Raw genomic sequence first — 24578 nt, 5'->3', positions numbered from 1 at the left:
TAGTGCCAATCAAAAAGTACAAACCGACCTCTCCGGCAAGACGCCACATGTCTGTGTCTACGTTTGAAGAAATCACAACAAACCAGCCAGAGAAATCGTTGCTTTCTCCGCTGTTCAAACATGCGGGACGCAACAACCAAGGTAAAATTACGGTTCGTCACCATGGCGGCGGACACAAACGTAAATACCGTATTATCGACTTCAAGCGGACTAAAGACGGCATACCAGGTAGCGTTGCTACAATCGAGTATGACCCGAACCGTACTTCTAATATTGCTTTGATCCACTATGCTGATGGAGAGAAACGTTATATCATCGCTCCTAAAGGCCTTAAAGTTGGGGATAAAGTAGAGTCTGGCCCAACAGCCGACATCAAAATTGGTAACAGTCTTGCACTGGAGAACATCCCAGTGGGTACAGTTATCCACAACATCGAGTTGAAACCAGGTAAAGGCGGACAATTGGTTCGTGCTGCTGGTACAGAAGCTCAATTGCTTGGTAAAGAAGAGAAGTACTGTTCCGTTCGTTTGTCATCCGGTGAGGTTCGCAAGATCCTTAGCGTATGCCGTGCAACTATCGGTTCCGTAGGTAACGAAGATCATGAATTGATCAAAATCGGTAAAGCTGGACGTAGTCGCTGGCTGGGCCGTCGCCCTGAAGTACGCGGTGTAGTAATGAACCCGAACGATCACCCACACGGTGGTGGTGAAGGCCGCGCTCCAATCGGACGTAAATCGCCTATGTCTCCATGGGGTAAACCAACCCTTGGTTACAAAACGCGTAAGAAAAACAAGGCATCTGATAAATATATCGTTCGCCGCCGCACGAAATAAGACGCTTCTGGCAAGTTAATAAAGCGCGAAGCGTCGATTCGCGGTTTGAAGAACCGGATGAAGGGAGGATTCACACATGGGTCGCAGTTTAAAGAAGGGGCCGTTTATCGATGGCTACCTGCTTAAAAAAGTTGAGGAACTGAACGAGGCTGAAAAAAAGGTTGTAGTTAAAACTTGGTCCCGTCGCTCAACCATTTTCCCTCAGTTTATCGGACATACGTTTGGTGTATATGACGGCCGTAAACACGTGCCTGTATACGTAACAGAAGATATGGTAGGTCACAAGTTGGGCGAGTTCGCGCCAACACGTACTTACAAAGGCCACGCGGGTGACGATAAGAAAACAAGAAGATAATAATAAGGTCTCTGTTTGAAAGGAGGTTAAACAATGGAAGCAAAAGCACATGCAAGATCGGTGCGGATTTCCGCTCGTAAAGCGAAACTGGTTGTTGACTTGATTCGTGGTAAGCAAGTGGGGGAAGCAATTGCTATTCTTCGCCACACTCCGAAATCCGCTTCTCCGGTCGTTGAGAAGTTGCTTAATTCGGCAATTGCGAATGCTGAGCATAACTATTCTTTGGACGTGAACAGTTTGTTCGTTAGCGAGGTTTTCGTTAACCAAGGACCTACTATGAAACGTTTCCGTCCGCGCGCCATGGGTCGCGCAAGTCGGATCAATAAACGCACGAGCCACATTACACTGGTGGTATCTGAGAAATAAGGAGGGATAACACGTGGGTCAAAAGGTAAATCCAATCGGACTCCGGATCGGGATCATTCGCGATTGGGAATCTAAATGGTATGCAGGAAAAGATTTCGGTACTCTTCTGATGGAAGACGTCAAAATCCGGGAATACCTTAAAGGTAAATTGAAGGATTCCGCTGTTTCCCATATCGAGATCGAAAGAGCGGCTAACCGCGTGAACGTTACAATTCATACTGCTAAACCAGGTATGGTTATTGGTAAGGGCGGAGCAGAAGTAGAAGTACTTCGCAGCGCAGTTACAGCAATCGCTGGTGGCAAAAAAGTACACATCAACATCAATGAAATCAAGCACCCTGAATTGGATGCAATTCTTGTAGCTGAGAGCATTGCTCAACAATTGGAACGTCGTGTATCGTTCCGTCGTGCACTCAAACAAGCGATTCAAAGAACTATGCGTTCTGGCGCAAAAGGGATTAAAACTCAAGTAGGCGGACGTCTTGGCGGAGCTGAGATTGCTCGTTCAGAAGGTTATAGCGAAGGAACAGTTCCACTTCATACGCTTCGTGCCGATATCGATTACGGAACGGCTGAAGCACATACAACTTACGGTCTTATCGGCGTAAAAGTATGGATCTACCGTGGAGAAGTTCTTCCCCCAGCTAAGAAACAAGCTGCTCAGGAAGGAGGCAACTAATCATGTTGGTACCAAAACGCGTAAAACACCGCAAGCAACAACGCGGACACATGAAGGGTATGGCAAAGGGTGGTACTGAATTGAACTTTGGCGAATTTGGCCTGGTTGCAATGGAACCATCTTGGATCACTAACCGTCAGATCGAAGCTGCTCGTATCGCAATGACACGTTATATTAAACGTGGCGGTCAAGTTTGGATCAAGATTTTCCCAGATAAGCCTATTACTCAAAAGCCTCTCGAGGTTCGTATGGGTAGTGGTAAAGGTAATGTTGAGAAATGGGTAGCCGTAGTTAAACCGGGCAAGATTATGTTCGAACTCGGAGGCGTTTCGGAAGAAATCGCTCGTGAAGCGATGCGTCTTGCCGCTCACAAGCTGCCTGTTAAGACTAAGTTTGTGAAACGTGAAGAATTGGGTGGTGAAGCAAATGAAAGCTAATGAACTTCGCAACTTAACCACTGCTGAGATTGAACAAAAGATCGCTGGATTCAAAGAGGAACTTTTTAATCTCCGTTTCCAATTGGCAACTGGCCAACTGGACAACCCGACTCGGATTCGTGACGTGCGTAAGGAAATAGCTCGTGCTAAAACCGTAATCCATCAAAGAGTGCTTGGGATTAGTTAAGTGAGACGGATCTCAGATCCGTATTCAGGAAGGAGGCTAACTAATGAGCGAAGAACGTAATGCACGTAAAGTGCTAATCGGTAAAGTGGTCAGTGATAAAATGGATAAAACCATCGTAGTCGCTGTTGAAACCTATAAGAAGCATAACTTGTACCACAAACGCATCAAGTCTACGAAGAAATTCAAAGCACATGATGAGGAAAACGTTGCGAAAATTGGCGATACCGTAAAAGTCATGGAAACTCGTCCGTTGTCCAAGGACAAACGTTGGAGACTAGTTGAAGTGGTTGAAAAAGCGGTTATCATCTAAGATAATCAAAAGAGTTTTTCCGGAAGGAGGAAATTATAATGATTCAACCATTTACACGTTTGCATGTGGCTGATAACTCTGGTGCGAAGGAACTGATGTGTATCCGCGTACTGGGTGGTACTGGACGCCGTACAGCAGCAATCGGTGATTTGATCGTTTGTTCCGTTAAACAAGCAACACCAGGCGGCGTTGTCAAAAAAGGTGATGTTGTTAGAGCGGTAGTTGTTCGTACGAAACGTTCCGTTCGTCGTAAAGATGGATCTTACATCGCATTCGACGAAAATGCAGCTGTTGTTGTTAAAGACGACAGAAGCCCTCGTGGAACACGTATCTTTGGACCAGTTGCTCGCGAACTTCGCGATAAAGACTACATGAAGATCGTTTCCTTGGCACCGGAAGTAATCTAATAAACACGAGCACCAATAAGTTGAAGGTTAGTTATAGGAGGTGTAATAAATGCCTAGAGTGAAAAAAGTTCTGGAATCCCATAACAATAAACTGCACGTGAAGAAAGATGATGTGGTGCTTGTGATTAGTGGTAAAGACAAAGGCAAAAAAGGCCGTGTCATCGCTGCTTATCCTCGTGAAAACCGCGTTCTGGTAGAAGGCGTCAATATGGTGAAAAAACACCAAAAGCCGAACCAGCTGAATCCACAGGGTGGAATTATTGAGCAGGAAGCTTCGATTCATGTGTCCAACGTAATGCACATCGATCCGAAGACCGGCAAAGTAACACGTATCGGTTACAAAGTATTGGACAATGGTAAAAAAGTTCGGATTGCAAAAAGATCCGGAGAGATTATCGACTAATCTAGCCCTTAAGAAAGGAGGTTAAATCTTCATGGCAGCAAGAATGAAAGAACGTTATCTCAACGAAATAACACCTGCTTTGATGCAGAAGTTTAACTATACAACTGTTATGCAAGTGCCTAAGATCGAGAAGGTTGTCATCAACATGGGTGTGGGTGACGCTGTTCAAAACTCCAAAGTACTTGATTCTGCAGTTAATGACATGCAGTTGATCGCTGGTCAAAAACCAGTTATCACTAAAGCTAAAAAATCCATCGCTGGTTTCAAACTACGCGAAAATATGCCGATTGGGGTTAAAGTAACACTGCGCGGCGAGCGTATGTATTACTTCTTGGACAAATTGTTCAACGTAACGCTTCCACGCGTACGTGACTTCCGTGGTGTTTCCACTAAAGCCTTTGACGGCCGTGGTAACTACACACTTGGTCTTAAAGAACAATTGATCTTCCCCGAGATCGAATATGACAAAGTGGATAAAGTCCGCGGTATGGACATCGTTATTGTAACGACTGCTAAGACGGATGAGGAATCCCGTGAGCTGCTGGGTCAGCTGGGAATGCCTTTCGCAAAATAAAGTCGGTTAATCCATTTTCTCCGAAAATGTTTAGGAGGTGTCAGGCTAAGTGGCAAAAACTTCAATGAAAGTTAAACAACAACGTACGCCTAAGTTTAAAGTACGTGCATATACACGTTGCGAACGTTGTGGTCGTCCACATTCGGTACTGCAAAAGTTCAAAATTTGCAGAATTTGTTTCCGTGAATTAGCTTATAAAGGCCAGATCCCTGGCGTGAAAAAAGCAAGTTGGTAAGAAGTTTATAAACGGGAAGGAGGTTTACACACATGACTATGTCTGATCCTATTGCAGATATGCTTACTCGTATTCGTAACGCTAACATTGTGCGTCACGAAACGGTAGAAATGCCTGCTTCTACTATGAAGAAACAAATCGCTGACATTTTGAAGCGTGAAGGTTTCATCCGCGATGCGGAATTCGTTGAAGATAGCAAACAAGGGATTATCCGTATCTTCTTGAAATACGGCCCTAACCAAGAGCGTGTTATTTCTGGTTTGAAAAGAATCAGTAAACCAGGCCTTCGCGTATACACGAAGAGCAATGAAGTGCCTCGTGTACTCGGTGGTCTAGGAATCGCGATTATCTCCACATCTAAGGGAGTTATGACCGACAAAGAAGCTCGTCAATCAAAATCTGGCGGAGAAGTTGTCTGCTACATTTGGTAATAAACGTCACAAGATAAGGAGGTGCAACACATGTCTCGTATTGGTCGTAAACCAATCGCAGTACCTAGCGGTGTAGATGTCACTTTGGACAACACCGTTATTACAGTAAAAGGTCCAAAAGGTTCTTTGACTCGTGAGCTTCATAAAGACATGAAGGTTACAGTTGAAAATAACGAAATTACCGTTGTTCGTCCATCGGATAACAAATTGCATCGTTCACTTCACGGCACAACCCGCTCCGTTGTCAACAACATGGTAGCAGGCGTGACTGAAGGTTTCTCGAAATCTCTGGAATTGGTTGGGGTCGGATATCGTGCAAGCAAATCCGGAGATAAAATCGTTCTGAACGTTGGTTACTCTCACCCGGTTGAAATTACACCGGAAGCAGGTATCGAGTTCGAAGTTCCTGCGAACACGAAGATCATCGTTAAAGGTATCGATAAAGAACGCGTTGGTGCATATGCTGCTAAAATTCGTTCCGTTCGTGAGCCAGAACCGTATAAAGGTAAAGGTATCAAATATGAAGGCGAGCGTATCATCCGCAAAGAAGGTAAAGCTGGTAAGAAGAAATAACCAGTTTAAACTTAATTGTAAGATACCCCGTGCATCTTAAAGTGAAGCTGTTTACGGCAAACTGAAGGGAGTGAAAGGGAAGTCATGATTACAAAAGAAGATAAAAACAAGGCTCGTCTCAAAAGACACCTGCGTGTTCGTAAGAAGATCCAGGGAACTACTGAGCGTCCACGTTTGAACGTATTCCGTTCTTCGAAACACATCTACGCTCAACTGATCGACGATGTTAAAGGGGTTACTATCGTATCCGCTTCTACACTTGATAAAGAACTGAGCGCTAACATCGGTAATGGCGGCAGCGTTGAAGCTGCAGCGAAAGTTGGCCAATTGGTCGCTGAGCGTGCTAAAGAAAAAGGCTATGCAGTGGTCGTATTCGACCGCGGAGGTTACTTGTACCATGGACGGATTCAAGCTTTGGCTGACGCAGCTCGTGAAGCTGGTCTTGAATTCTAGAATAATTCTTAAAAGGAGGTTAACGACTTGCGTGTAGATCCGAACAGTTTAGAACTGACAGAAAGAGTTGTACACATTAACCGTGTAGCAAAAGTTGTAAAAGGCGGACGCCGTTTCAGCTTTAGTGCACTCGTTGTTGTGGGCGATGGCAATGGCTACGTCGGTGCTGGTATCGGTAAAGCCGGCGAAGTTCCGGATGCCATCCGTAAAGGCATTGAAGACGCCAAGAAAAACCTGATTCACATTCCAATCGTAGGAACTTCGATTCCCCATCTCGTTACTGGCCACTTCGGCGCAGGACGCGTGTTGCTGAAACCAGCATCAGAGGGTACTGGCGTTATCGCTGGCGGTCCAGTTCGTGCAGTATTGGAATTGGCAGGCGTTGGCGACATTTTGACAAAATCACTGGGTTCTTCGAATTCCATGAATATGGTCAATGCAACTTTGGAGGGACTTTCCCGTCTGAAACGCATTGAAGAGGTCGCGAAACTTCGCGGCAAATCTGTCGAAGAATTGCGCGGTTAAGGAGGGGAACGTCAATGGCAAAATTGCAAATTACCCTCGTACGTAGTGTAATCGGACGTCCAGAAACACAACGTGTTACTGTTAAGACGCTCGGCCTGCGTAAACTCAACACGACAGTGGTTCACAATGACAGTCCTGCAATTCGCGGAATGATCAATAAAGTGAGTCACTTGCTATCTGTAACTGAAATTGAAGGCTAATCGCCTCGCATAAATTAACAAACATAAGGAGGTGCAAACGATGAAGTTACATGAACTTGCTCCGGCTCCTGGTTCCCGAAAAGAACGCAATCGCGTTGGTCGTGGACCAAGTAGCGGAAATGGTAAAACTTCCGGTCGCGGTCACAAAGGTCAAAACTCACGTTCTGGCGGTGGTGTTCGTCCGGGCTTCGAGGGTGGACAAAATCCGCTCTATCGTCGTCTGCCTAAACGTGGTTTCACTAATCCTACCCGTAAAGAGTATGCGATTGTGAACCTGGAAGATCTGAACAGCTTTGCAGAAGGAACTGAAGTGACTCCGCAGTTGTTACTTGAGACTGGTGTTGTCAAGAATTCCAAAAGCGGCATTAAGATTCTCGGCAATGGTGAGTTAACCGTTAAATTGACTGTACAAGCAAATAAGTTCTCTCAATCTGCGGTAGAGAAAATCGAGGCTGCCGGCGGTAAAACCGAGGTGATCTAATGTTCAAGACGCTTAAGAATATCTGGCATGTTGAAGATTTGCGCAAAAAGATCCTGTTTACCTTGTTCATTCTGATTATCTACCGTATCGGTTCGTTTGTACCGGTTCCTGGTGTGAACAAAGATGTACTGGAAACAGCAAATCAGAGCGGTGACGCTTTGATGGGACTTTTGAACACCTTCTCGGGCGGAGCGCTCAAAAACTTCTCGATATTTGCGATCAGTATTTATCCGTACATTACAGCATCCATCATCGTGCAATTGCTGTCGATGGATGTTGTTCCTAAGTTTGCTGAATGGGCTAAACAAGGGGAGCACGGTAAAAAACAACTGGCGCAGATCACTCGTTATGGTACTGTGATTTTGGCCCTGATCCAAGGTTTTGCTACGTCGATAGGGTTTAACCGGATTTATGGAACTCAAATGATGCCGAATGCGACATTTGCTGACTACTTACTGGTTGCCATTATCTTGACGGCTGGTACTTCTTTCTTGATGTGGCTTGGTGAACAGATTACCGAAAAGGGAATCGGGAACGGGATTTCGATCCTGATTTTTGCGGGAATCGTCGCCGCCATCCCGGGATATATCACGAGTACGGCTAACTCAAGCTTTATTCAGCCGGATCAAGTGTTCCTGAATATTCTTAAAGTCGTTATTGTGCTGATTGTGATTGTAGCGATTATTACAGCAGTTATCTTCGTACAGCAAGGTATTCGGAAGATTCCTGTTCAATACGCTAAACGCGTAGTCGGCAACAAGATGTACGGTGGACAGAATACGCATATTCCGCTCAAGATTAATGCGGCTGGTGTTATTCCGGTAATCTTCGCCGTATCATTGCTTCAGTTCCCAGTTGTTCTCTCCAGTTTTTGGTCAACGCATGATTGGGCGAAATGGATTGCTAAGTATTTAGCAATGGATGCACCCCTTGGTATGCTTCTGTATGTAGTGATGATTATTGGTTTCACGTTCTTCTATACGTTCGTGCAAATGAATCCTCAACAGATGGCTGATAACATGAAGAAGAATGGTGGGTACATTCCAGGTATCCGTCCTGGTAAAGCCACAGAGAAATATCTGACTAGAGTAATGTCTCGCTTGACCATGTCTGGTGCATTGTTCCTAGCTGTGATTTCTGTAATGCCGGTATTCTTCGGTGCTTTATCCGGATTGCCCAAAGAAGTTCAAATTGGTGGTACTGCACTGCTAATTGTTATCGGTGTGGCATTGGATACTATGAAGCAGATCGAGAGCCAATTGATTAAACGCCATTACAAAGGCTTCATCAATAAATAGGTGATAGGTTCCGGCGAAGCTTGAGATCTCTTTCTTCCCGGCACCTATTGTGCTGTTTCTTGCTTGGTGGCGAACTTTTGGGGGGAGAGAGAAATCGTGAACATATTATTCATGGGCCCTCCTGGGGCAGGCAAGGGAACACAAGCGGCAGAAATCATTAAAGAATTTGGTATTCCACATATTTCGACAGGAGATGCTTTCCGTTTGGCAATCAAACAGGAAACTCCAGTAGGATTGAAGGCCAAATCCTTTATTGATCAAGGTTTGCTTGTACCAGATGATGTGACCATTGGTATAGTTGAAGAACGGCTGCAGCAGTCCGATTGCGAAAAAGGATTTCTATTGGATGGTTTTCCAAGAACTCTTTCGCAAGCGGAAGCGCTGGATGAAATTCTTAGCCGTTTGAATACTTCTTTGGATCATGTTATCAACTTGAATGTTGACCGTGGACTGTTGATGGCGCGTCTTACAGGACGTCGTATCTGCAGCGTTTGCGGAGCATCCTACCATTTAATCTTTAACCCGCCGAAGCAAGATGGCATTTGCGACATTGATGGCGGTGAATTGTATCAACGTCCGGATGACAACGAAGAAAGTGTAGGCAAGCGTCTGGATGAATATGATAATAAGACAGCGCCGCTGCTTGCGTTTTATGATAATAAAGGTCTTTTGCGTCAGGTAAATGGGGAAAACGAAATCAATGTCGTTTCTTCTGAAATCGTATCTTTATTGCGAGGTTAATGTAATGATCATTTGTAAATCCGAACAGGAACTTGCCTTTATGAGGGAAGCTGGTCGAATTGTTGCCGAGAGTCACCGTCTTATTGCTGAGGCCATTGAGCCCGGCATTACAACGGGGGATCTTGACAGAATCGCCGATCAATACATTCGCAGTCAAGGTGCTGTGCCGTCTTTCAAAGGCTACAACGGTTTTCCTGCCAGCATTTGCGCTTCAGTCAACGAACAATTAGTGCATGGATTTCCAGGTAAACGCAAACTGATTGAAGGCGATATAGTAACGCTGGATATCGGTGCAGAGTACCGCGGTTATCACGGTGATTCCGCCTGGACCTACGGTGTGGGCAGCATTTCCGAAGAGGCTCAGCGTTTGCTGGACGTTACGGAAGGCTCCTTGTACGCGGGACTGGCGTTAGTTAAGCCGGATGTGCGCTTGTTTACAATCTCCCATGCTATTCAGCAATACATCGAAGAGGCTGGTTTCTCAGTCGTACGTGAGTATGTTGGTCATGGTATTGGGGCAAAACTGCATGAAGAACCGCAAATTCCGAATTATGGCATAGCGGACCGTGGACCACGTCTGAAACCGGGTATGGTACTCGCGATTGAGCCGATGGTAAACGTAGGAAAGAGACATGTCAGAACGCTGGAAGATAACTGGACTGTCGTTACGGTGGATGGCTCACTATGTGCTCACTTTGAGCATACAGTAGCAGTTACTCCGGACGGCATGGAAATTTTCACAAAACTGAATGCGTAGGTGATCTCCACTTGAATACTGTGAGCAGCCCGCAGGTTGGTCAATTAGTGAGAATTCTCAAAGGCAAAGATGCCGGAGAGGCAGCCGTTGTTATCGCAGTTGTTGATAGCAGATTTGTATACATTGCAGATGGAGACAAACGTAAGTTTGATGGGCCAAAGAAGAAGAATATTCTTCATCTCGAGCTCATACCCTTCATCAGCAGTGAGGTTGTGAACAGTTTGGAAGAAACTGGCCGGGTAACAAACGGAAAGCTGCGTTACGCAGTCATGAAGTATGCTGGACCCACCGGAATAAGTGCTGATGAGAAAGGAGACTAACTGTGGCTAAGGAAGATGTCATTGAAGTAGAAGGTACTGTCCTTGAACCGTTGCCAAATGCAACGTTTAAGGTTGAGCTTGAGAACGGTCATCAAATACTTGCCCATGTATCCGGTAAATTGCGGATGCACTTTATCCGTATTTTGACCGGAGACAAAGTGGTCGTGCAGTTATCGCCTTATGATTTATCAAAAGGTCGTATAACTTACCGTAAATAGATGGGAACTACGAAAAAAGTTTTGCTTCGCAAAACTTTGAGGAGGTAATTAACATGAAGGTAAGACCTTCTGTAAAGCCCATTTGCGAGAAATGTAAAGTAATCCGCCGCAAAGGGACTGTTATGGTGATTTGCGAAAATCCGAAACACAAACAAAAACAAGGTTAAGAAGGGGGTGTAGCGTAAAATGGCTCGTATAGCTGGAGTGGATTTGCCACGTGACAAACGCGTTGAGATCGCCTTGACTTATATTTTCGGAATCGGTAAAACGACTTCTCAGAAAATTCTTAATGAAACAGGCATTAGCGCTAATACACGTGTCCGTGATTTGACGGAAGATGAAGTCAGCAAACTGCGTGAAACGATCGACAAAACGGTTAAGGTTGAAGGTGACCTGCGTCGTGAAATTTCCTTAAATATTAAACGTCTTACTGAGATCGGCTGTTACCGCGGTGTTCGTCACCGTCGTGGATTGCCTGTTCGCGGTCAACGTACTAAAACCAATGCCCGTACCCGGAAAGGCCCGCGTCGTACGGTAGCAAACAAGAAGAAATAATAAGGGGGGATAAGAGACAATGGCTAAACCGAAAAAAGTCGTACGTACTAAACGTCGCGACCGTAAAAATATCGAATCCGGCGTGGCACATATTCGTTCCACGTTCAATAACACCATCGTTACCATCACAGATCCTCACGGAAATGCAATTTCCTGGGCAAGCTCCGGCGGCCAAGGATTTAAAGGTTCCCGTAAGTCGACTCCATTCGCAGCGCAAATGGCAGCTGAATCAGCAGCTAAAGCAGCTATGGAGCACGGCATGAAGTCGGTTGAGGTTATGGTTAAAGGACCGGGCGCGGGCCGCGAAGCAGCCATCCGTTCCCTTCAAGCTGCAGGGCTTGAAGTTAACCTTATTAAAGACGTAACTCCGGTTCCTCACAATGGATGCCGTCCGCCGAAACGTCGTCGCGTATAGTGAAATCAGTATTGTGAATGTGGTATAATTCTGACACATCTGCTAATAATAGGTGTTTAGGCATACTACATGATGCACCTGATGGGGTGACAGTTTCATATAGGAGCGACGTTGAAGGAGGGGTAAACTCGTGATAGAAATCGAAAAGCCGAAGATTGAGACCGTAGAAGCTAATGATGAAGGTACCTATGGGAAATTCGTAGTTGAACCGTTGGAACGTGGGTATGGCACGACTCTGGGGAATTCACTTCGCCGGATATTGCTTTCTTCGCTTCCAGGAGCCGCAGTGACTTCGGTCCAAATTGACGGCGTTCTGCATGAGTTCTCGACCGTTCCAGGCGTAATGGAAGATGTGACGGAGATCATTCTGAACCTTAAAGCCTTGTCCCTGAAGATTCATTCAGACGAGGAAAAAGTGTTTGAGATTGATGCCGAAGGGGAAGGCATCGTTACCGCAGGTGATATCCGTGCGGACAGCGATGTTGAGATCCTCAACCCGGATCTTCACATTGCAACGCTGGGACCTGGTGCGAGACTTCACATGCGTATTTTTGCAGGCCGTGGTCGCGGCTACGTCCAAGCGGACCGGAACAAACGCGACGATCAGCCAATTGGCGTTATCCCGGTTGACTCCATCTACACTCCTATTTCACGCGTTAACTACGGCATAGACAATACACGTGTTGGTCAAGTGACTAACTACGACAAATTGACGCTTGAAATTTGGACAGATGGCAGTATTAGACCGGAAGAGGCTGTAAGCCTCGGAGCCAAAATTTTGAACGAGCACCTCGTTCTGTTCGTAGGTCTTACGGACGAAGCGAAAGACGCCGAAATTATGGTTGAAAAAGAAGAAGACAAAAAAGAAAAAGTACTTGAGATGACAATCGAAGAGCTTGATCTTTCTGTTCGTTCCTACAACTGCCTCAAACGTGCTGGTATTAATACCGTACAAGAGCTTACCACGAAGACTGAAGAAGATATGATGAAGGTGCGTAACCTTGGTCGCAAATCTTTGGAAGAAGTTCAGGAAAAGCTTGAGGAACTTGGTTTGGGTCTCCGTACAGAAGAATAGCTACAGATTGCTTTAGTAAAGGAGGGAAAACACAATGGCATACCAAAAATTGGGCCGTGATTCCAGTGCGCGTAAAGCGTTATTTCGCGACATGGTAACGGATCTGTTTTTATACGAGCGCATCCAAACAACGGAAGCTAAAGCGAAAGAGGTTCGTTCTATCGCTGAAAAGTTGATCACTAAAGCTAAAAAAGGTGATCTTCATGCTCGTCGTCAAGTAGCTGCATTTGTTCGCCGCGAGACTGTTGATGGTGAACAAGATGCAATTCAAAAATTGTTCTCTGACATTGCTCCTCGTTACACAGAGCGTCCAGGTGGATACACTCGTATCCTGAAACTCGGACCTCGCCGTGGCGACGCTGCGCCTATGGTCTATCTTGAATTAGTAGATCGCGCGTAGTATCACAAGTATTGATTTCCGATGATTCCCTTTCATCTGGCCCTCTTTGGAGTAAAGATGGGGGAAATATCAGCGTTATTGTGCTGCAGAGGCGCAAGACTCTGCTGTACCAATAACCGTGGGAATCACCTTGGTTCAATTGAAGGAGCTCCCGCAGGGGCTCTTTTTTTTGAAGTAATGGAGTGAAGTGTTAATGGATGCCGTCCTTCTAGGGACGGCAAAGCCATTTCTTCCTCTTGAATAAGATCAGACAGTGCTTCGATCGACGTTTCTGCTGAACGGTTTAAAAAGGAGAACGGAATGCGTAATCTATTGATGAAGGTCAATTATGACGGAACAAATTATGATGGCTTTCAGACCCAGCCTCAGGGCAATACGATTCAGGATCGGCTGGAGCAAGCGATACTTCATCTGACGGGTGAGGAGCTTAAGATTACTGCTTCTGGTCGCACAGATGCCGGAGTACACGCCTATGGTCAGCCCTTTAACTTTACGACCTCCTCTCGAATCCCGCTTGAACGTTGGTGTCTGGCGCTTAATGCCCGGCTGCCACAAGATATCGTGGTTACTGAGGCTAGGGAAGTACCGCTGACGTTTCACTCTCGTAGAGGAGCTAAGCGTAAAACTTACCGATACACGATTAACGGCAACAGGTTTCCAGATCCGTTTCAGCGGCGCTGGCAGCTTCATCATCCGGTGAGGTTGGACGTTCCTGCGATGCAGCAAGGCTTAACGCATATTTTAGGGACACATGACTTCACTTCGTTTGCTTCACGTCGGTCTACTAAGACATCTCATGTACGAACGATCTTTGAAGCTCATATGGAAGTAGACCGCAGCATGTGCCGACCCTCTACTTTAGATCAGGGAGTGATCCAAACTTATATAACGGGTAGTGGATTTCTTCAGCATATGGTTCGCATTATTATGGGGACTTTGATCCATGTGGGGGAAGGTAAAATAGATGCTGATCATGTTGCTGAGATATTGGCAGCATGTGATCGTTCTGCTGCTGGTCCGACAGCTATGGCCAAGGGGTTGGCTTTGTGGAGTGTAGAATATGACGAGTCTGAAAGTGAATCTTTTTTTCAAATATAAGAATGTATAAGTTTCACGTAATACATTATTCTTATATTTCTCGCATAAACGATAACCGTCCTTATTGGGACGTTAAAGGCGTTTATACTTGTATAAATTTCTTCCTAAATAATAGGCTGAATGTTTAAAAATCACTTGCACTTGTTATGTTTATACTGTAATATAAAAGTTGTGTTTTCTTGATGGCTATCCCACAGCCCCGATCAAGGAAATGCCAAAAAAATGCTTTGCTTAACTCACATAATTGTAATTCAATGAGAAACAAGATATACGAAACAGAAGATTTTCGTACGAGAACAAGGAGGAAACATTCATGCGTACCACCTATATGGCGAAGCCGAACGAAGTTGAACGCAATTGGCACATTATTGATGCCGAAGGCAAAACACTCGGTCGTTTGGCCAGCGAAGCCGCTGCTTTGATCCGTGGCAAACACAAACCGCAATTCACTCCACACGTTGATACAGGAGATTTCGTTATCGTAATCAACGCTGAGAAGATTCACTTGACCGGTAAGAAAATGCAAAACAAGAAATACTACCGTCACTCGATGCACCCAGGTGGCTTGAAAGTTACTAATGCTGAAACTTTGCTGAATACTAAACCAGAACGCGTAATTGAATTCGCTGTTCATGGTATGATTCCTAAGACTCGTCAAGGGGACCACATGAAGCTGAGATTGAAAGTATATGCAGGCGCTGAGCATCCACATGCAGCACAAAAACCTGAAGTTTACGAACTTCGCGGATAAGAATAGAGGAGGACAGTTTCATGGCACAAGTACAATACTATGGGACAGGTCGTCGTAAACATTCGGTAGCACGTGTTCGCCTTGTACCGGGTGAAGGACGCATTGTCATTAACAAACGTGAGATGGACGAATATTTCGGTGTGGAAACACTGAAAATGATCGTAAAACAACCTTTGAACCTGACTGAAACACTGGGCAACTACGATGTAATCGTTCTTGCACATGGTGGCGGCATTTCCGGTCAAGCTGGAGCAATTCGTCACGGTATCTCCCGTGCATTGCTTAAAGTTGACCCTGAATATCGCGGTGCGCTGAAGAAAGCCGGCTTCCTGACTCGTGACCCACGTATGAAGGAACGTAAGAAATACGGTTTGAAAGCTGCACGTCGTGCGCCTCAGTTCTCGAAACGTTAATATTATTCAAAAAATCAACCCTTGGCCTTTATGGTCGAGGGTTGATTTTTTTTCAGTAGCCCCTTTCGAATAAGAAATGGGCTATTTTTGCATTCATTTACTAATTCTGAGGGATGAAATTGATTGACTTCCTCAGTAAAAGTTATATACTATTTCATATAGAAATAGTTGGTTTTATTACTTCTTTTACCTCATTTATTCATACGATTAACATTTTGGATGGAGGAATACCTTAATGAACCTGCTCGAGAAAGAGGATTTAATTAAAGTTAAGGCCGAAGAATTAGAAACTGCTACACCCGAGGAAATAATCCGTTGGGCCGTAGAAACATTCCCTAACATTACTTTTGCCTGCAGCTTTGGTGCAGAAGATGTAGTGCTAGTTGATATGCTTCACAGAGTTAGTCCGTCGACCGACGTCTTTTATCTCGATACAGATTATCATTTTAAGGAAACCTACGAAACCAGAGATTTGATGGCAGACAAATATGGATTAGAGTTTGTACGTGTATCTCCGCAACTCACAACGCAGGAGCAAGCACTTCAATACGGTGATGCGTTATGGACAGTTGACCCTAACCAATGCTGTGGCATTCGTAAAGTTGAACCATTGACTCGTATATTATCGCAATATGAAGCTTGGATTACTGGAATTCGTCGTGACCAAGCGCCTACCCGTGCGAATGCTAAGAAAGTTGAGTATGATTATAAATTTGGTTTAGTGAAGTTTAATCCTATTGCGGATTGGACGACAGAAGATGTATGGAACTATATTCGTGAAAATGACGTAATCTATAATCCTCTACATGACCGTAACTATCCAAGTATCGGCTGTGAACAATGTACACGTCAGGTTATGCCAGGTGAAGATCCGCGTGCTGGACGTTGGTCTGGATCAGAGAAGACAGAGTGCGGATTGCACAAATAAGACATATCCCTGTGGGAACATAGAAGGAGAGACTAAGATGACTTCAATACGTCCGCATGGCGGAGCTTTGGTTAACCGTGTAGTAGTGGGTACTGAACGAGAAGAATTGCTAAATCTTGCACGTGACAGCAAGGCGATTGCCTTGAATACCTGGACCTTATCCGATTTGGATCTTATAGCTGTAGGTGCATTTTCGCCACTAACGGGCTTCTTAAATGAGCAAGACTATCATTCAGTAGTAAAAAGCATGCGTTTAGCAGATGGCACAGTGTGGAGCATTCCAATAACGCTGGCTGTAGAAGATGACATGGTTGCCGGTTTATCAATTGGGGATAAAGTTTCTCTAATCGGTGAAGACGATGGTGAGATTTACGGTTTATTGGATATTGAGAGTATTTATACGGTTGATCAAAAGGTTGAAGCACAAAATGTCTTCAAAACAACAGACCTTGAACATCCAGGTGTAAGTAAGCTTTTGGCCCGTCCAGCAACCTATGTTGGAGGACCGATTACAGTCTTAAACCGCCCACAGCCAGAGAAGTTTGGTGAATTTTATTTTGATCCTGCGGATACGCGGAAGATATTTGCTGGAAAGGGTTGGAGAACGGTTGTAGGCTTCCAAACACGCAATCCGGTCCACCGAGCTCACGAATACATTCAAAAGTGCGCTATGGAGGTTGTAGACGCTCTATTCCTAAATCCACTTGTTGGTGAGACAAAGTCGGATGATGTACCGGCAAATGTGCGGATGAAGAGCTATCTGGCACTTTTGGAGAACTACTATCCTGACGATCGTACCTTTCTTGGTGTTTTTCCGGCTGCAATGCGTTATGCGGGTCCTAGAGAAGCGATTTTCCATGCCATGGTTCGCAAAAATTACGGCTGTACCCATTTCATCGTCGGACGTGACCATGCTGGCGTAGGTGATTACTACGGCACTTACGAGGCACAGGAAATTTTCTCGAATTTTAGTGCTGAGGAGCTTGATATTATTCCATTATTTTTTGAACATAGCTTCTTCTGTAAAAAATGCGGAAATATGGCTTCAAGTAAAACTTGCCCTCATCCTAGTGATGATCACATGACGTTGTCGGGTACAAAGGTCCGGGCTTTGCTCCGTGATGGCCAATGCCCTCCGCCAGAATTTACGCGGCCTGAGGTTGCGCAGATTCTGATTGAAGGTATGACTCAAGAAGTTACAGCTTAATCATTAACAGCTAGTACTATTTGACCTTCTTGTCCCATATAGATGAGTATTATCTATCGGGACGAGGGGGTCTTTGTTATGTCTGGCCGAAAGCAGAATAAAGTCTCGGTCTGGATTTCATGGAGCAGTATCAAAAAAAGTATGCTTGGTGCGACACTGCTGGCTATAATGATCGGAATTATAGCGTATGACATGCCTACCGCTAAAACACTAAATTATTGGAGTCTGCCCTTATCAGGAAAAGTTATTGCTCTCGATGCGGGGCATGGTGGAGCTGATGGCGGAGCGGTTAGCCGGGAAGGGTTAATTGAGAAAGATATTAATCTCGCCGTATCGCTTTATTTGCGTGATTATCTACAGCAAGCAGGGGCTATTGTAGTAATGACTCGTGAGGGTGATTATGATTTGGCTTTGGAAGGCACTAAGGGCTATTCTAAGCGCAAGACAGAAGATCTTAAACAACGAGTAAGAAGCATCGAAGAGAAAGGCGCAGACCTTTTTATAAGCGTTCACATGAACAGCGTCCCTTCGAATCGTTGGAGTGGAGCACAGACCTTTTACTATCCCAATCATAAGGATAATAAAGCCATTGCGGAGTTCGTGCAGAATGAGCTGAAGACTACACTGGAGAATACCGATCGTGTGGCGAAGACAGTGAATACAGTATATCTGCTAAAAGCATTAAAAATACCAGCGGTCCTTGTAGAAGTAGGTTTCTTATCACACCCCCAGGAATCAGCTCTACTCGGAAATGATGTCTATCAGCGCAAGGTAGCGACTAGCATTTATCGTGGCATCCTTCGGTACGCCTCTGAGTAGTCAGGACTACTCATGGGGAGACAGGTAATGCTATAATAGACAAAAACTCCGGAGAATTTCTCAACCGGAAAGGAAACAGAGGTGCTTTCCATGCTGACTAAGGAACAAATTCAGGAAATACTGCAGCCATTAACAGACTCTGAAACTGGAAAAAGCCTTGTGGAACTACAGCTGATTCGTGACATCATGATTAAAGAAGATCGTATTTCTTTATCTATCGTATGTCTGAGTCCTGAAGAGCAAAGTCGCATGGATCTAGAACAACGGGTTCGTGAATTGCTTGAAGCGGGCGGCGCGTCTAATGTTCATATCCGGCTTCGTGATGCAACCGATTATGAACGTGCTATCCTTCGCGGAGAGAGCACTGAGGAAGTTGATGAGCCAGGGAAACTTAAAGGACATGCTGCAGGTCTTGATGACCATGAATTAATTAGCGAGAGCTCCGGTGTGAACTTTATCGCCGTGGCCAGCGGCAAAGGTGGAGTCGGTAAATCAACTGTAACGGTGAATTTGGCCGTAGCCCTTGCAAGAAAAGGAAAAAAAGTAGGTCTTATCGATGCCGATATTTATGGTTTCAGCATTCCTGATATGATGGGGATCGAAGAAGGACCGGTTGTTGAAGAGGGAACGATTATTCCTGTGGAACGATTCGGAGTGAAGGTCATGTCTATGGGCTTCTTTATCCGTGAGAATAGTCCGGTTATTTGGCGTGGACCTATGCTGGGTAAAATGCTTCGCCAGTTCTTCAATGATGTTGGTTGGGGTGAACTTGATTATATGCTGCTTGATCTTCCTCCAGGTACAGGGGATGTGGCGCTTGACGTGCATCAGATGCTGCCTCACAGCAAAGAGATCATAGTAACGACACCTCATGCTACCGCGGCGTTTGTGGCGGCTAGAGCGGGCTCTATGGCTCTACAGACAGATCATGAGATTATTGGAGTCATTGAGAATATGGCTTATTATGAGTGCACTGACTGTGGGAAGAGAGATTATATCTTTGGTAGAGGCGGAGGAGCAAGACTTGCCGAGACGCTTCATACGGAGCTGCTTGCTCAAGTGCCGCTGGGTGCACCGGACAACCATATTTCTGAACCCGATTTTTCACCTTCTGTATACAAAGAAGAAACACCAACAGGACAATTGTTTGCAGAAATCGCTGATAAACTTATTGCCAAATATGAGCTTGAGTACTAACTATTATGCATGAAAAAGAGGCCGTCCCACACTTTATTAGTGGGATAAGGCCTCTTTTTTAAGAACTTGAATCAGCGCCGCTACCGCCGCCACCTCCGCCGCTTTCTTGTTTGTCGCCACCTTCGCTACCTTTTTCTTTTTTCTCCTTTGGTTCAAGCTCTTCTTGTACGACTTTTTTAAGTAAATTCAATACTTCCATACGGAATAATGGGGTTTGCATGGATTCCTGCATGGTCTTCATGGATTGTTTTCGGTAATCAGGTGTTTTGGTGAGATTTAGAAACATCGTCATCATTTCTGGAGATTTCATAATTTCTTCGACTGATTTCTGGTAAGTGGGATCTTTAATTAGCTGAAGGTGTAGCTCCTTGCTTTGCGATTGAATGGCTTTAGCAAAATCGCCCGCAAACTTGGGGTCCTTCATTATTTTCTCAATTTCCTTCTGATATTCCGGTGCAGTGAGCGTATCTTTAACAGCAGTCTTGATTTCCTCTGTTGTTTGAAGAGGCATCATCTTCATGCTCATTCCACTGGTGCCGCTAGAGCTGGAACTTGATAATGATTCCTCAACCGCTTTTTTCCCGTCTTCACTTTTCAATATATCTATAACCATGGTCTTCATTTCTTTATAACTGCCTTGTCCGGAAGAAGAACTGCTTTGTTCACCTCCGCAAGCCGTTAAAGCCATAACAAAGCCCAATGCCAAACCCACAGAACCGATAAATCTCCATTTCATTGGCGCTGCCCTCCTTTATAGGATTCTCCAGATGTATTATGCCGCATTAGAGCACATTTATGTTGTAGGTGTAATGGTGTTTTGTCGGTATCCTTGGTAAAATAAATCTGACAAGAGGAGGTGAATTAGCTGAGTATAAAAAAATGGTTTCATTTATTTTGGACTACCCTCCTTATAGGAGCGGGTGGGGCTGTAATCGCTGGTCTGGCACTGCAATTCGTAAACGGTAAGATTGATTTCAAAAGTGTCGGGGATTTCTTTTTATACCCGCTGATTCTGCTTGGCTACGGTATGCTTGTAAGCGTTTATTCGCAACTTGGTTTTTTTGCCTATTTGATTTTGAATTATATGGGTAACGGCGTTTTTCCACAAAAGGTTTGGAAATACATACAACTAGTGCTTTCTGTGCTCGCATTGCTTGAACTGATTTTTTTGCGTACCGTCGTTGGCGGGGAAAGAAATGTTATGTCTGATCTAATATTAGGAATCGTTATTTTGCTAGCAGCTATTATTGTGTCTTATTTCAAGGTGAAAAGTACAAACATCTCAGCTTTGATTCCAACCCTCTTTTTTATGACAGCTATTTCAATTGTGGAAGTTATCGGCGTGCTCCGTATAGGTGTTGATAGTGCGACGGTATTTATTGTTGTTCCGCTTATCGCTTGTAATGCATTCCAAATTTTGATGCTTCACCGTATTCTGAGGCCGGCTGCCGGATAATGAATGGGGAAGGCACTAAACAATGAACCCCGTGCTCTGATTTCAGAAGACGGGGTTTTCTGCTCTGGCTGTATCTAAACGATTAAAATCAGATTGTGAAGGTTAATCTTAAAGAACGATACGCTCACAAAACTAAGTGTATGCTTCCGATGCGAGTTTTGTACGTAGTAATACAGGTGTAGCACCGCTCACAAAACTTTTAGGAGGGGAATATATGGACATCAAGCGCTATATGATAAAAGACACAAAAGAAATCCGGCTTAACAAGCTGGATCCGGACGATACAGGTGTTTTTAAATCAAAAAAAGAAGTAGAAGCCAAAACAGAAGAGCTTAAAGCACGTTTGGCAGAGCTACAAGATATTTTGTTTGCTCAGAAAAAGCATTCGCTGCTTGTTATTCTGCAAGGAATGGATTCCAGCGGTAAGGATGGAACGGTTAAGCATATTTTTTCAGGCATCAATCCACAAGGATTCATTGTTACCAGCTTCAAGAAACCATCTCTTGAGGAAGAGGCTCACGATTTTTTATGGAGGGTACATCAGAAGACACCCCCTAAGGGCTATATCTCAGCATTTAATCGTTCACAATATGAAGATGTATTGGTACCACGGGTACATGGAGGGTTGAAAAAGGACGACTTAAAGCGGCGCTTTCGTTACATACGGCAGTTCGAGGAAATGCTGGTGGAAGAGGGGACGACAATTATCAAGCTTTTTCTGCACATTTCTAAAGAGAAGCAGTTAAAGAAAATCAAGGAACGGCTTGAAGATCCTAAAAAACACTGGAAATTTGATGCAAGTGATCTCCAGGAGCGGGAGTATTGGGATGATTACCAAGGAGCATATGAAGATGTTTTTAAGGAAACTAGCATAGATAAAGCACCATGGTACTGGATACCCGCTAATCATCAATGGTACCGCAACTATTTGACCTTATCCATCGTAGTAAAGACACTGGAGAGTCTGGATCTGAGCTATCCGAAGCTGAATACCCCCACACCCGACATATCGGAACTCATTTCTCCACGTCATTAATCCTTTGGGCAGATCAATATCATTACGGCACCAGAGATTGAAAAGTACTTTACAGTCCAGCCGCGTCCTCTAAGGCATTACTAAGTGAAGCTGAGTCGCGGACTTCTTTACCTTCGGTGTTGCTTTGACTAATCAGCTCAGAGACGGTAACGAATTCATAACCTTGTCTGCGGAGCTCGTCGATAATGAGTGGAAGTGCTTCATGTGTTTGTTTGCAGGAATCACTGGCATGTAGAAGGACGATATCACCTGGATGCGCTTTTGTTGTTACACGCTTCACGATATTGTCTACGCCAATGTTCTTCCAGTCTAGGGAGTCTGTATCCCATTGAATGACCTTGTAACCGAGATCGTTGGCAACCTGAAGGACTCTTTTATCAAAATCTCCATTAGGCATACGAATCAAATTGGGTTCAGTGCCGGTTAATTCGGTAAGAACGGTGTGAGCCGTTGAGATCTGTGTGCGAATTTCTTCGTTGCTTAATGTGCTGTAATTGACGTGTTTATGACCATGACTTCCAATTTCAAAACCTGCATTCTTGATGTTGGTTACAATGTCTGGATGAGTCTTACTCCATGGTGACGATAGGAAGAAGGTGGCTTTGTCCACTTTCTTGTCTTCGAGTACCTTCAAAATCGGTTCGGGTCTTTTCTCCCCCCAGCTAATATCGAAGGTCAGGGCAATCAGCTTCTTCTCTGTTGGTACACTGTAGATCGCGGAAGGTCCGGATTCAGAAAAAACGGTTATGTTTCCCCTCTCGACATAGACAACTCCAGCAGCAAGAAGCACAGCGGCGAAGATATAGATGAATCGTTTAATCTTTTTGCCGCTGAATACATAAAAAGAATTCATAATGACAGCGCTCCTCTCCCATGCGAAATGCTTGTTTGTTCTAAATGTATGCTCGTACCGCACGGTTATGACCTAAGAAACAGAGATCACAATTTCAGGAGGGTATTTATGTTGTCGTTCTTCACGTTTGTTAAAGATCTAAAAACGATCCGGAAGGCTTTATTGCTATCTTGTCTGCTCTTCGCAGTAGGAGCGGTTATAGGGTGGGTAGCTACTAGCAGTCTGGAAAAGCTATTGGTTCAGCAATTAGAGGGGCTCAGTGAAATCAGTGGCAACCTTAGAGATTCTTCAAATCCGCAATGGAGCTTCTTTGTATTTATATTTTTGAATAACAGCATCAAGGGTGTTCTTATCATATTTTTAGGGGCGTTGTTCGGTATACTGCCAGCCATATTCTTATTTATTAACGGAGCGGTTATCGGTTACCTGATTCATTTATCAGCACTGCAAGGACAGGATTTGTTCGAACTAATAGTAAAAGGACTGCTGCCACATGGGATTATAGAGATTCCAGCGATCATTATTGCTTGTGCATTTGGACTGCAGTTCGGCGGGAAGGTACTTGCAAGTATATTTAGCTCATCCACTAAAAAAGTGAACAGAGGTGTTGATTGGTCTTCGTTTATGCGTCAAACACTTACAGCATCTATTTGGACTGTAATCCTGTTATTTATTGCAGCCATCATTGAAAGCACAATAACTTTTTCTCTATTATCATAAAACTTCCGAGAATGGAGCATAACATTAAAGCTATTCATCCAAGGATTGCCTAAAGGTCAGAAGTATATAATCGTGACGAAACCATAAAGGGAATTTTTAATAATTATGGTTATAAAAAGAGGACTCCGGTTAATCTAGTGTAAGAGGACCTTCAGGCAGCTTTCTCCATGAGATGGACTAACTAATTATGTACAAGGGGTTTTTGGTTTAAGTGAATGTGTTACTTGCAACTTCATGAAGGAGGCCAAGCATATGTTGGGAATGTTGTTTAACGAAAAAGAATGCAAGGAACTGGATTATGTTTTGCGGAAAGAACTTGATGAGATGCTGTTAGATTTGAGCGATCAGCGCTTGGACCAAAATATCAGACATGCCATCGCCAATAGATATAAGACTGTATTTCGTATGTATGCTCGTTTTGCTCCTCAGAAAGAGCTTTCCAAGTATGCGTGGGGTGGACGTTCTTCTCAGTATAAACACTAAGGATAGGCGGTAAATGCAAGAGTCTTATATGAATTTAAGATTTTTTAATAAAATAGCTTGACTAAAAAGGAGTGCTCGTGATAAATTATATCTCGCGCTCCTTTTGCTTGTGTAAAAGGAAAGCGGAAGGCAAGAAAAATTGAAAATAACTTTTTCAAAAAAAAGACTTGCCAAACAACGAAACACTGTGATATATTATAAAGGTCGCCGCTGACAAACAACGACGATGAAATGAGAGACATTGATCTTTGAAAACTGAACAACGAGTGAGTGGGAAATCACGAAAGTGAGATCCAAAACTGATGAGTTTCACAGCGTATTTTACGCTTTTGAAATTTCATCGTGAGAATTAATTTTCTCGTCAGATGTTTCAAAATGAGCATATCGCT

At 44.3% G+C, this 24578-nt stretch carries 40 protein-coding genes; 38 read left to right on the top strand and 2 right to left on the bottom strand.

The features are described 5' to 3' along the window. The first annotated feature begins 2 nt into the window (after nucleotides 1-2). The 34 genes from rplB (at nucleotide 3) to UQ64_RS23270 (ending at nucleotide 19641) form a co-directional block, all read left to right on the top strand. Entirely contained in the window at nucleotides 3-833 is an 831-nt protein-coding gene (gene rplB / locus UQ64_RS23435; protein WP_042192171.1) for a 50S ribosomal protein L2, read from the top strand. Between the two features lie 76 nt (nucleotides 834-909). Beyond that, nucleotides 910-1188, top strand: coding sequence for a 30S ribosomal protein S19 (gene rpsS, locus UQ64_RS23430; protein ID WP_036652940.1), 279 nt, complete (start codon nucleotides 910-912; stop codon nucleotides 1186-1188). A 33-nt stretch (nucleotides 1189-1221) separates the two neighbouring features. Next, the gene (gene rplV / locus UQ64_RS23425; RefSeq protein ID WP_036680546.1) at nucleotides 1222-1554 is read left to right on the top strand and encodes a 50S ribosomal protein L22; all 333 of its coding nucleotides are present in this window, start codon (nucleotides 1222-1224) and stop codon (nucleotides 1552-1554) included. Between the two features lie 13 nt (nucleotides 1555-1567). After that, entirely contained in the window at nucleotides 1568-2233 is a 666-nt protein-coding gene (gene rpsC, locus UQ64_RS23420; protein ID WP_042192169.1) for a 30S ribosomal protein S3, read from the top strand. A 2-nt stretch (nucleotides 2234-2235) separates the two neighbouring features. Then, nucleotides 2236-2670 (top strand): 50S ribosomal protein L16, encoded by a 435-nt coding sequence (gene rplP / locus UQ64_RS23415; RefSeq protein WP_042131224.1) that lies wholly within the window; start codon nucleotides 2236-2238, stop codon nucleotides 2668-2670. Continuing rightward, entirely contained in the window at nucleotides 2660-2857 is a 198-nt protein-coding gene (gene rpmC / locus UQ64_RS23410) for a 50S ribosomal protein L29 (protein WP_019908232.1), read from the top strand. The genes rplP and rpmC overlap by 11 nt, the downstream gene beginning before the upstream one ends. A 43-nt stretch (nucleotides 2858-2900) precedes the next feature. Beyond that, complete coding sequence (rpsQ, locus tag UQ64_RS23405) at nucleotides 2901-3167, top strand: 30S ribosomal protein S17 (protein WP_042131223.1); 267 nt, start codon at nucleotides 2901-2903, stop codon at nucleotides 3165-3167. Nucleotides 3168-3205: 38 nt separating this feature from the next. Further along, nucleotides 3206-3574, top strand: coding sequence for a 50S ribosomal protein L14 (rplN, locus tag UQ64_RS23400; protein ID WP_036680556.1), 369 nt, complete (start codon nucleotides 3206-3208; stop codon nucleotides 3572-3574). Nucleotides 3575-3623: 49 nt separating this feature from the next. Then, entirely contained in the window at nucleotides 3624-3977 is a 354-nt protein-coding gene (rplX, locus tag UQ64_RS23395) for a 50S ribosomal protein L24 (protein WP_076099615.1), read from the top strand. A gap of 31 nt (nucleotides 3978-4008) precedes the next feature. After that, nucleotides 4009-4551: a 50S ribosomal protein L5 gene (gene rplE, locus UQ64_RS23390; protein WP_060625832.1), complete on the top strand. Its 543-nt coding sequence runs from the start codon at nucleotides 4009-4011 to the stop codon at nucleotides 4549-4551. Between the two features lie 49 nt (nucleotides 4552-4600). Beyond that, nucleotides 4601-4786 (top strand): type Z 30S ribosomal protein S14, encoded by a 186-nt coding sequence (locus UQ64_RS23385; RefSeq protein WP_013312154.1) that lies wholly within the window; start codon nucleotides 4601-4603, stop codon nucleotides 4784-4786. Nucleotides 4787-4818: 32 nt separating this feature from the next. After that, nucleotides 4819-5217: a 30S ribosomal protein S8 gene (rpsH, locus tag UQ64_RS23380; protein WP_036680560.1), complete on the top strand. Its 399-nt coding sequence runs from the start codon at nucleotides 4819-4821 to the stop codon at nucleotides 5215-5217. 30 nt (nucleotides 5218-5247) lie between these two features. After that, entirely contained in the window at nucleotides 5248-5790 is a 543-nt protein-coding gene (gene rplF, locus UQ64_RS23375; RefSeq protein WP_060625831.1) for a 50S ribosomal protein L6, read from the top strand. 84 nt (nucleotides 5791-5874) lie between these two features. Continuing rightward, complete coding sequence (gene rplR / locus UQ64_RS23370; RefSeq protein ID WP_042131220.1) at nucleotides 5875-6243, top strand: 50S ribosomal protein L18; 369 nt, start codon at nucleotides 5875-5877, stop codon at nucleotides 6241-6243. A gap of 27 nt (nucleotides 6244-6270) precedes the next feature. Then, nucleotides 6271-6768 carry a 30S ribosomal protein S5 gene (rpsE, locus tag UQ64_RS23365; RefSeq protein WP_036652980.1) on the top strand — a complete coding sequence of 166 codons (498 nt, stop codon included), beginning with the start codon at nucleotides 6271-6273 and terminating at the stop codon, nucleotides 6766-6768. A 14-nt stretch (nucleotides 6769-6782) separates the two neighbouring features. Further along, on the top strand, nucleotides 6783-6968 hold the full coding sequence (gene rpmD, locus UQ64_RS23360) for a 50S ribosomal protein L30 (protein ID WP_036680567.1): 186 nt from the start codon (nucleotides 6783-6785) through the stop codon (nucleotides 6966-6968). A gap of 40 nt (nucleotides 6969-7008) precedes the next feature. Next, entirely contained in the window at nucleotides 7009-7449 is a 441-nt protein-coding gene (rplO, locus tag UQ64_RS23355) for a 50S ribosomal protein L15 (RefSeq protein ID WP_060625830.1), read from the top strand. Continuing rightward, complete coding sequence (secY, locus tag UQ64_RS23350) at nucleotides 7449-8747, top strand: preprotein translocase subunit SecY (protein WP_060625829.1); 1299 nt, start codon at nucleotides 7449-7451, stop codon at nucleotides 8745-8747. The genes rplO and secY overlap by 1 nt, the downstream gene beginning before the upstream one ends. A 96-nt stretch (nucleotides 8748-8843) precedes the next feature. Further along, nucleotides 8844-9488: an adenylate kinase gene (locus UQ64_RS23345; RefSeq protein WP_060625828.1), complete on the top strand. Its 645-nt coding sequence runs from the start codon at nucleotides 8844-8846 to the stop codon at nucleotides 9486-9488. A gap of 4 nt (nucleotides 9489-9492) precedes the next feature. Continuing rightward, entirely contained in the window at nucleotides 9493-10245 is a 753-nt protein-coding gene (gene map, locus UQ64_RS23340) for a type I methionyl aminopeptidase (protein ID WP_042192159.1), read from the top strand. A gap of 11 nt (nucleotides 10246-10256) precedes the next feature. Then, on the top strand, nucleotides 10257-10565 hold the full coding sequence (locus UQ64_RS23335; RefSeq protein WP_042131215.1) for a KOW domain-containing RNA-binding protein: 309 nt from the start codon (nucleotides 10257-10259) through the stop codon (nucleotides 10563-10565). Nucleotides 10566-10567: 2 nt separating this feature from the next. Beyond that, nucleotides 10568-10783 (top strand): translation initiation factor IF-1, encoded by a 216-nt coding sequence (infA, locus tag UQ64_RS23330; protein ID WP_036652996.1) that lies wholly within the window; start codon nucleotides 10568-10570, stop codon nucleotides 10781-10783. Nucleotides 10784-10836: 53 nt separating this feature from the next. After that, a complete protein-coding gene (rpmJ, locus tag UQ64_RS23325) occupies nucleotides 10837-10950 on the top strand; it encodes a 50S ribosomal protein L36 (RefSeq protein ID WP_003322638.1) in 114 nt (37 codons plus the stop codon). Between the two features lie 19 nt (nucleotides 10951-10969). Continuing rightward, nucleotides 10970-11338, top strand: a complete 369-nt coding sequence (gene rpsM / locus UQ64_RS23320; protein WP_036680583.1) for a 30S ribosomal protein S13 — start codon at nucleotides 10970-10972, stop codon at nucleotides 11336-11338. A gap of 19 nt (nucleotides 11339-11357) precedes the next feature. Next, nucleotides 11358-11753 carry a 30S ribosomal protein S11 gene (gene rpsK / locus UQ64_RS23315; protein WP_019908251.1) on the top strand — a complete coding sequence of 132 codons (396 nt, stop codon included), beginning with the start codon at nucleotides 11358-11360 and terminating at the stop codon, nucleotides 11751-11753. A 130-nt stretch (nucleotides 11754-11883) separates the two neighbouring features. Next, nucleotides 11884-12828 (top strand): DNA-directed RNA polymerase subunit alpha, encoded by a 945-nt coding sequence (locus UQ64_RS23310; protein WP_036680585.1) that lies wholly within the window; start codon nucleotides 11884-11886, stop codon nucleotides 12826-12828. 34 nt (nucleotides 12829-12862) lie between these two features. Beyond that, nucleotides 12863-13228, top strand: coding sequence for a 50S ribosomal protein L17 (gene rplQ / locus UQ64_RS23305; RefSeq protein WP_019908254.1), 366 nt, complete (start codon nucleotides 12863-12865; stop codon nucleotides 13226-13228). Nucleotides 13229-13528: 300 nt separating this feature from the next. Then, the gene (gene truA, locus UQ64_RS23300) at nucleotides 13529-14326 is read left to right on the top strand and encodes a tRNA pseudouridine(38-40) synthase TruA (protein WP_060625827.1); all 798 of its coding nucleotides are present in this window, start codon (nucleotides 13529-13531) and stop codon (nucleotides 14324-14326) included. A gap of 313 nt (nucleotides 14327-14639) precedes the next feature. After that, on the top strand, nucleotides 14640-15077 hold the full coding sequence (rplM, locus tag UQ64_RS23295; protein WP_060625826.1) for a 50S ribosomal protein L13: 438 nt from the start codon (nucleotides 14640-14642) through the stop codon (nucleotides 15075-15077). 20 nt (nucleotides 15078-15097) lie between these two features. After that, nucleotides 15098-15490, top strand: coding sequence for a 30S ribosomal protein S9 (gene rpsI / locus UQ64_RS23290; protein WP_025706574.1), 393 nt, complete (start codon nucleotides 15098-15100; stop codon nucleotides 15488-15490). Nucleotides 15491-15725: 235 nt separating this feature from the next. Next, nucleotides 15726-16418, top strand: coding sequence for a phosphoadenylyl-sulfate reductase (locus UQ64_RS23285; RefSeq protein WP_060625825.1), 693 nt, complete (start codon nucleotides 15726-15728; stop codon nucleotides 16416-16418). Between the two features lie 37 nt (nucleotides 16419-16455). Continuing rightward, nucleotides 16456-17625: a sulfate adenylyltransferase gene (sat, locus tag UQ64_RS23280; RefSeq protein WP_060625824.1), complete on the top strand. Its 1170-nt coding sequence runs from the start codon at nucleotides 16456-16458 to the stop codon at nucleotides 17623-17625. Nucleotides 17626-17703: 78 nt separating this feature from the next. Continuing rightward, nucleotides 17704-18444, top strand: coding sequence for an N-acetylmuramoyl-L-alanine amidase CwlD (gene cwlD / locus UQ64_RS23275; protein WP_060625823.1), 741 nt, complete (start codon nucleotides 17704-17706; stop codon nucleotides 18442-18444). A gap of 90 nt (nucleotides 18445-18534) precedes the next feature. Beyond that, nucleotides 18535-19641 (top strand): Mrp/NBP35 family ATP-binding protein, encoded by a 1107-nt coding sequence (locus tag UQ64_RS23270; protein ID WP_060625822.1) that lies wholly within the window; start codon nucleotides 18535-18537, stop codon nucleotides 19639-19641. 58 nt (nucleotides 19642-19699) lie between these two features. On the opposite strand, the gene gerD is transcribed toward UQ64_RS23270, so the two are convergent. Continuing rightward, on the bottom strand, nucleotides 19700-20377 hold the full coding sequence (gene gerD / locus UQ64_RS23265) for a spore germination lipoprotein GerD (protein WP_060625821.1): 678 nt from the start codon (nucleotides 20375-20377) through the stop codon (nucleotides 19700-19702). A gap of 129 nt (nucleotides 20378-20506) precedes the next feature. Between gerD and UQ64_RS23260 the strand changes: the two genes are divergently transcribed. Together UQ64_RS23260 and UQ64_RS23255 are read left to right on the top strand one after the other, a co-directional pair. Beyond that, nucleotides 20507-21097 carry a KinB-signaling pathway activation protein gene (locus UQ64_RS23260; RefSeq protein WP_060625820.1) on the top strand — a complete coding sequence of 197 codons (591 nt, stop codon included), beginning with the start codon at nucleotides 20507-20509 and terminating at the stop codon, nucleotides 21095-21097. Nucleotides 21098-21311: 214 nt separating this feature from the next. After that, nucleotides 21312-22133 carry a PPK2 family polyphosphate kinase gene (locus UQ64_RS23255; RefSeq protein ID WP_060625819.1) on the top strand — a complete coding sequence of 274 codons (822 nt, stop codon included), beginning with the start codon at nucleotides 21312-21314 and terminating at the stop codon, nucleotides 22131-22133. Nucleotides 22134-22182: 49 nt separating this feature from the next. Here UQ64_RS23255 and pdaB read toward each other — a convergent pair whose 3' ends face one another. Beyond that, on the bottom strand, nucleotides 22183-22986 hold the full coding sequence (gene pdaB / locus UQ64_RS23250; RefSeq protein ID WP_060625818.1) for a polysaccharide deacetylase family sporulation protein PdaB: 804 nt from the start codon (nucleotides 22984-22986) through the stop codon (nucleotides 22183-22185). Nucleotides 22987-23097: 111 nt separating this feature from the next. Here pdaB and UQ64_RS23245 point away from each other — a divergent pair, with 111 nt between their 5' ends. Together UQ64_RS23245 and UQ64_RS23240 are read left to right on the top strand one after the other, a co-directional pair. Further along, nucleotides 23098-23706, top strand: coding sequence for a stage II sporulation protein M (locus tag UQ64_RS23245; protein WP_425339615.1), 609 nt, complete (start codon nucleotides 23098-23100; stop codon nucleotides 23704-23706). Between the two features lie 252 nt (nucleotides 23707-23958). Beyond that, on the top strand, nucleotides 23959-24189 hold the full coding sequence (locus tag UQ64_RS23240) for a hypothetical protein (RefSeq protein ID WP_036680631.1): 231 nt from the start codon (nucleotides 23959-23961) through the stop codon (nucleotides 24187-24189). Nucleotides 24190-24578 lie beyond the last annotated feature (389 nt).

Source organism: Paenibacillus etheri (genome assembly GCF_001012825.1).
Taxonomy (GTDB): Bacteria; Bacillota; Bacilli; order Paenibacillales; family Paenibacillaceae; genus Paenibacillus_AQ; species Paenibacillus_AQ etheri.
Note: the sequence above shows the minus strand (reverse complement) of the source record. Positions and strands in the feature narration are given on the sequence as shown.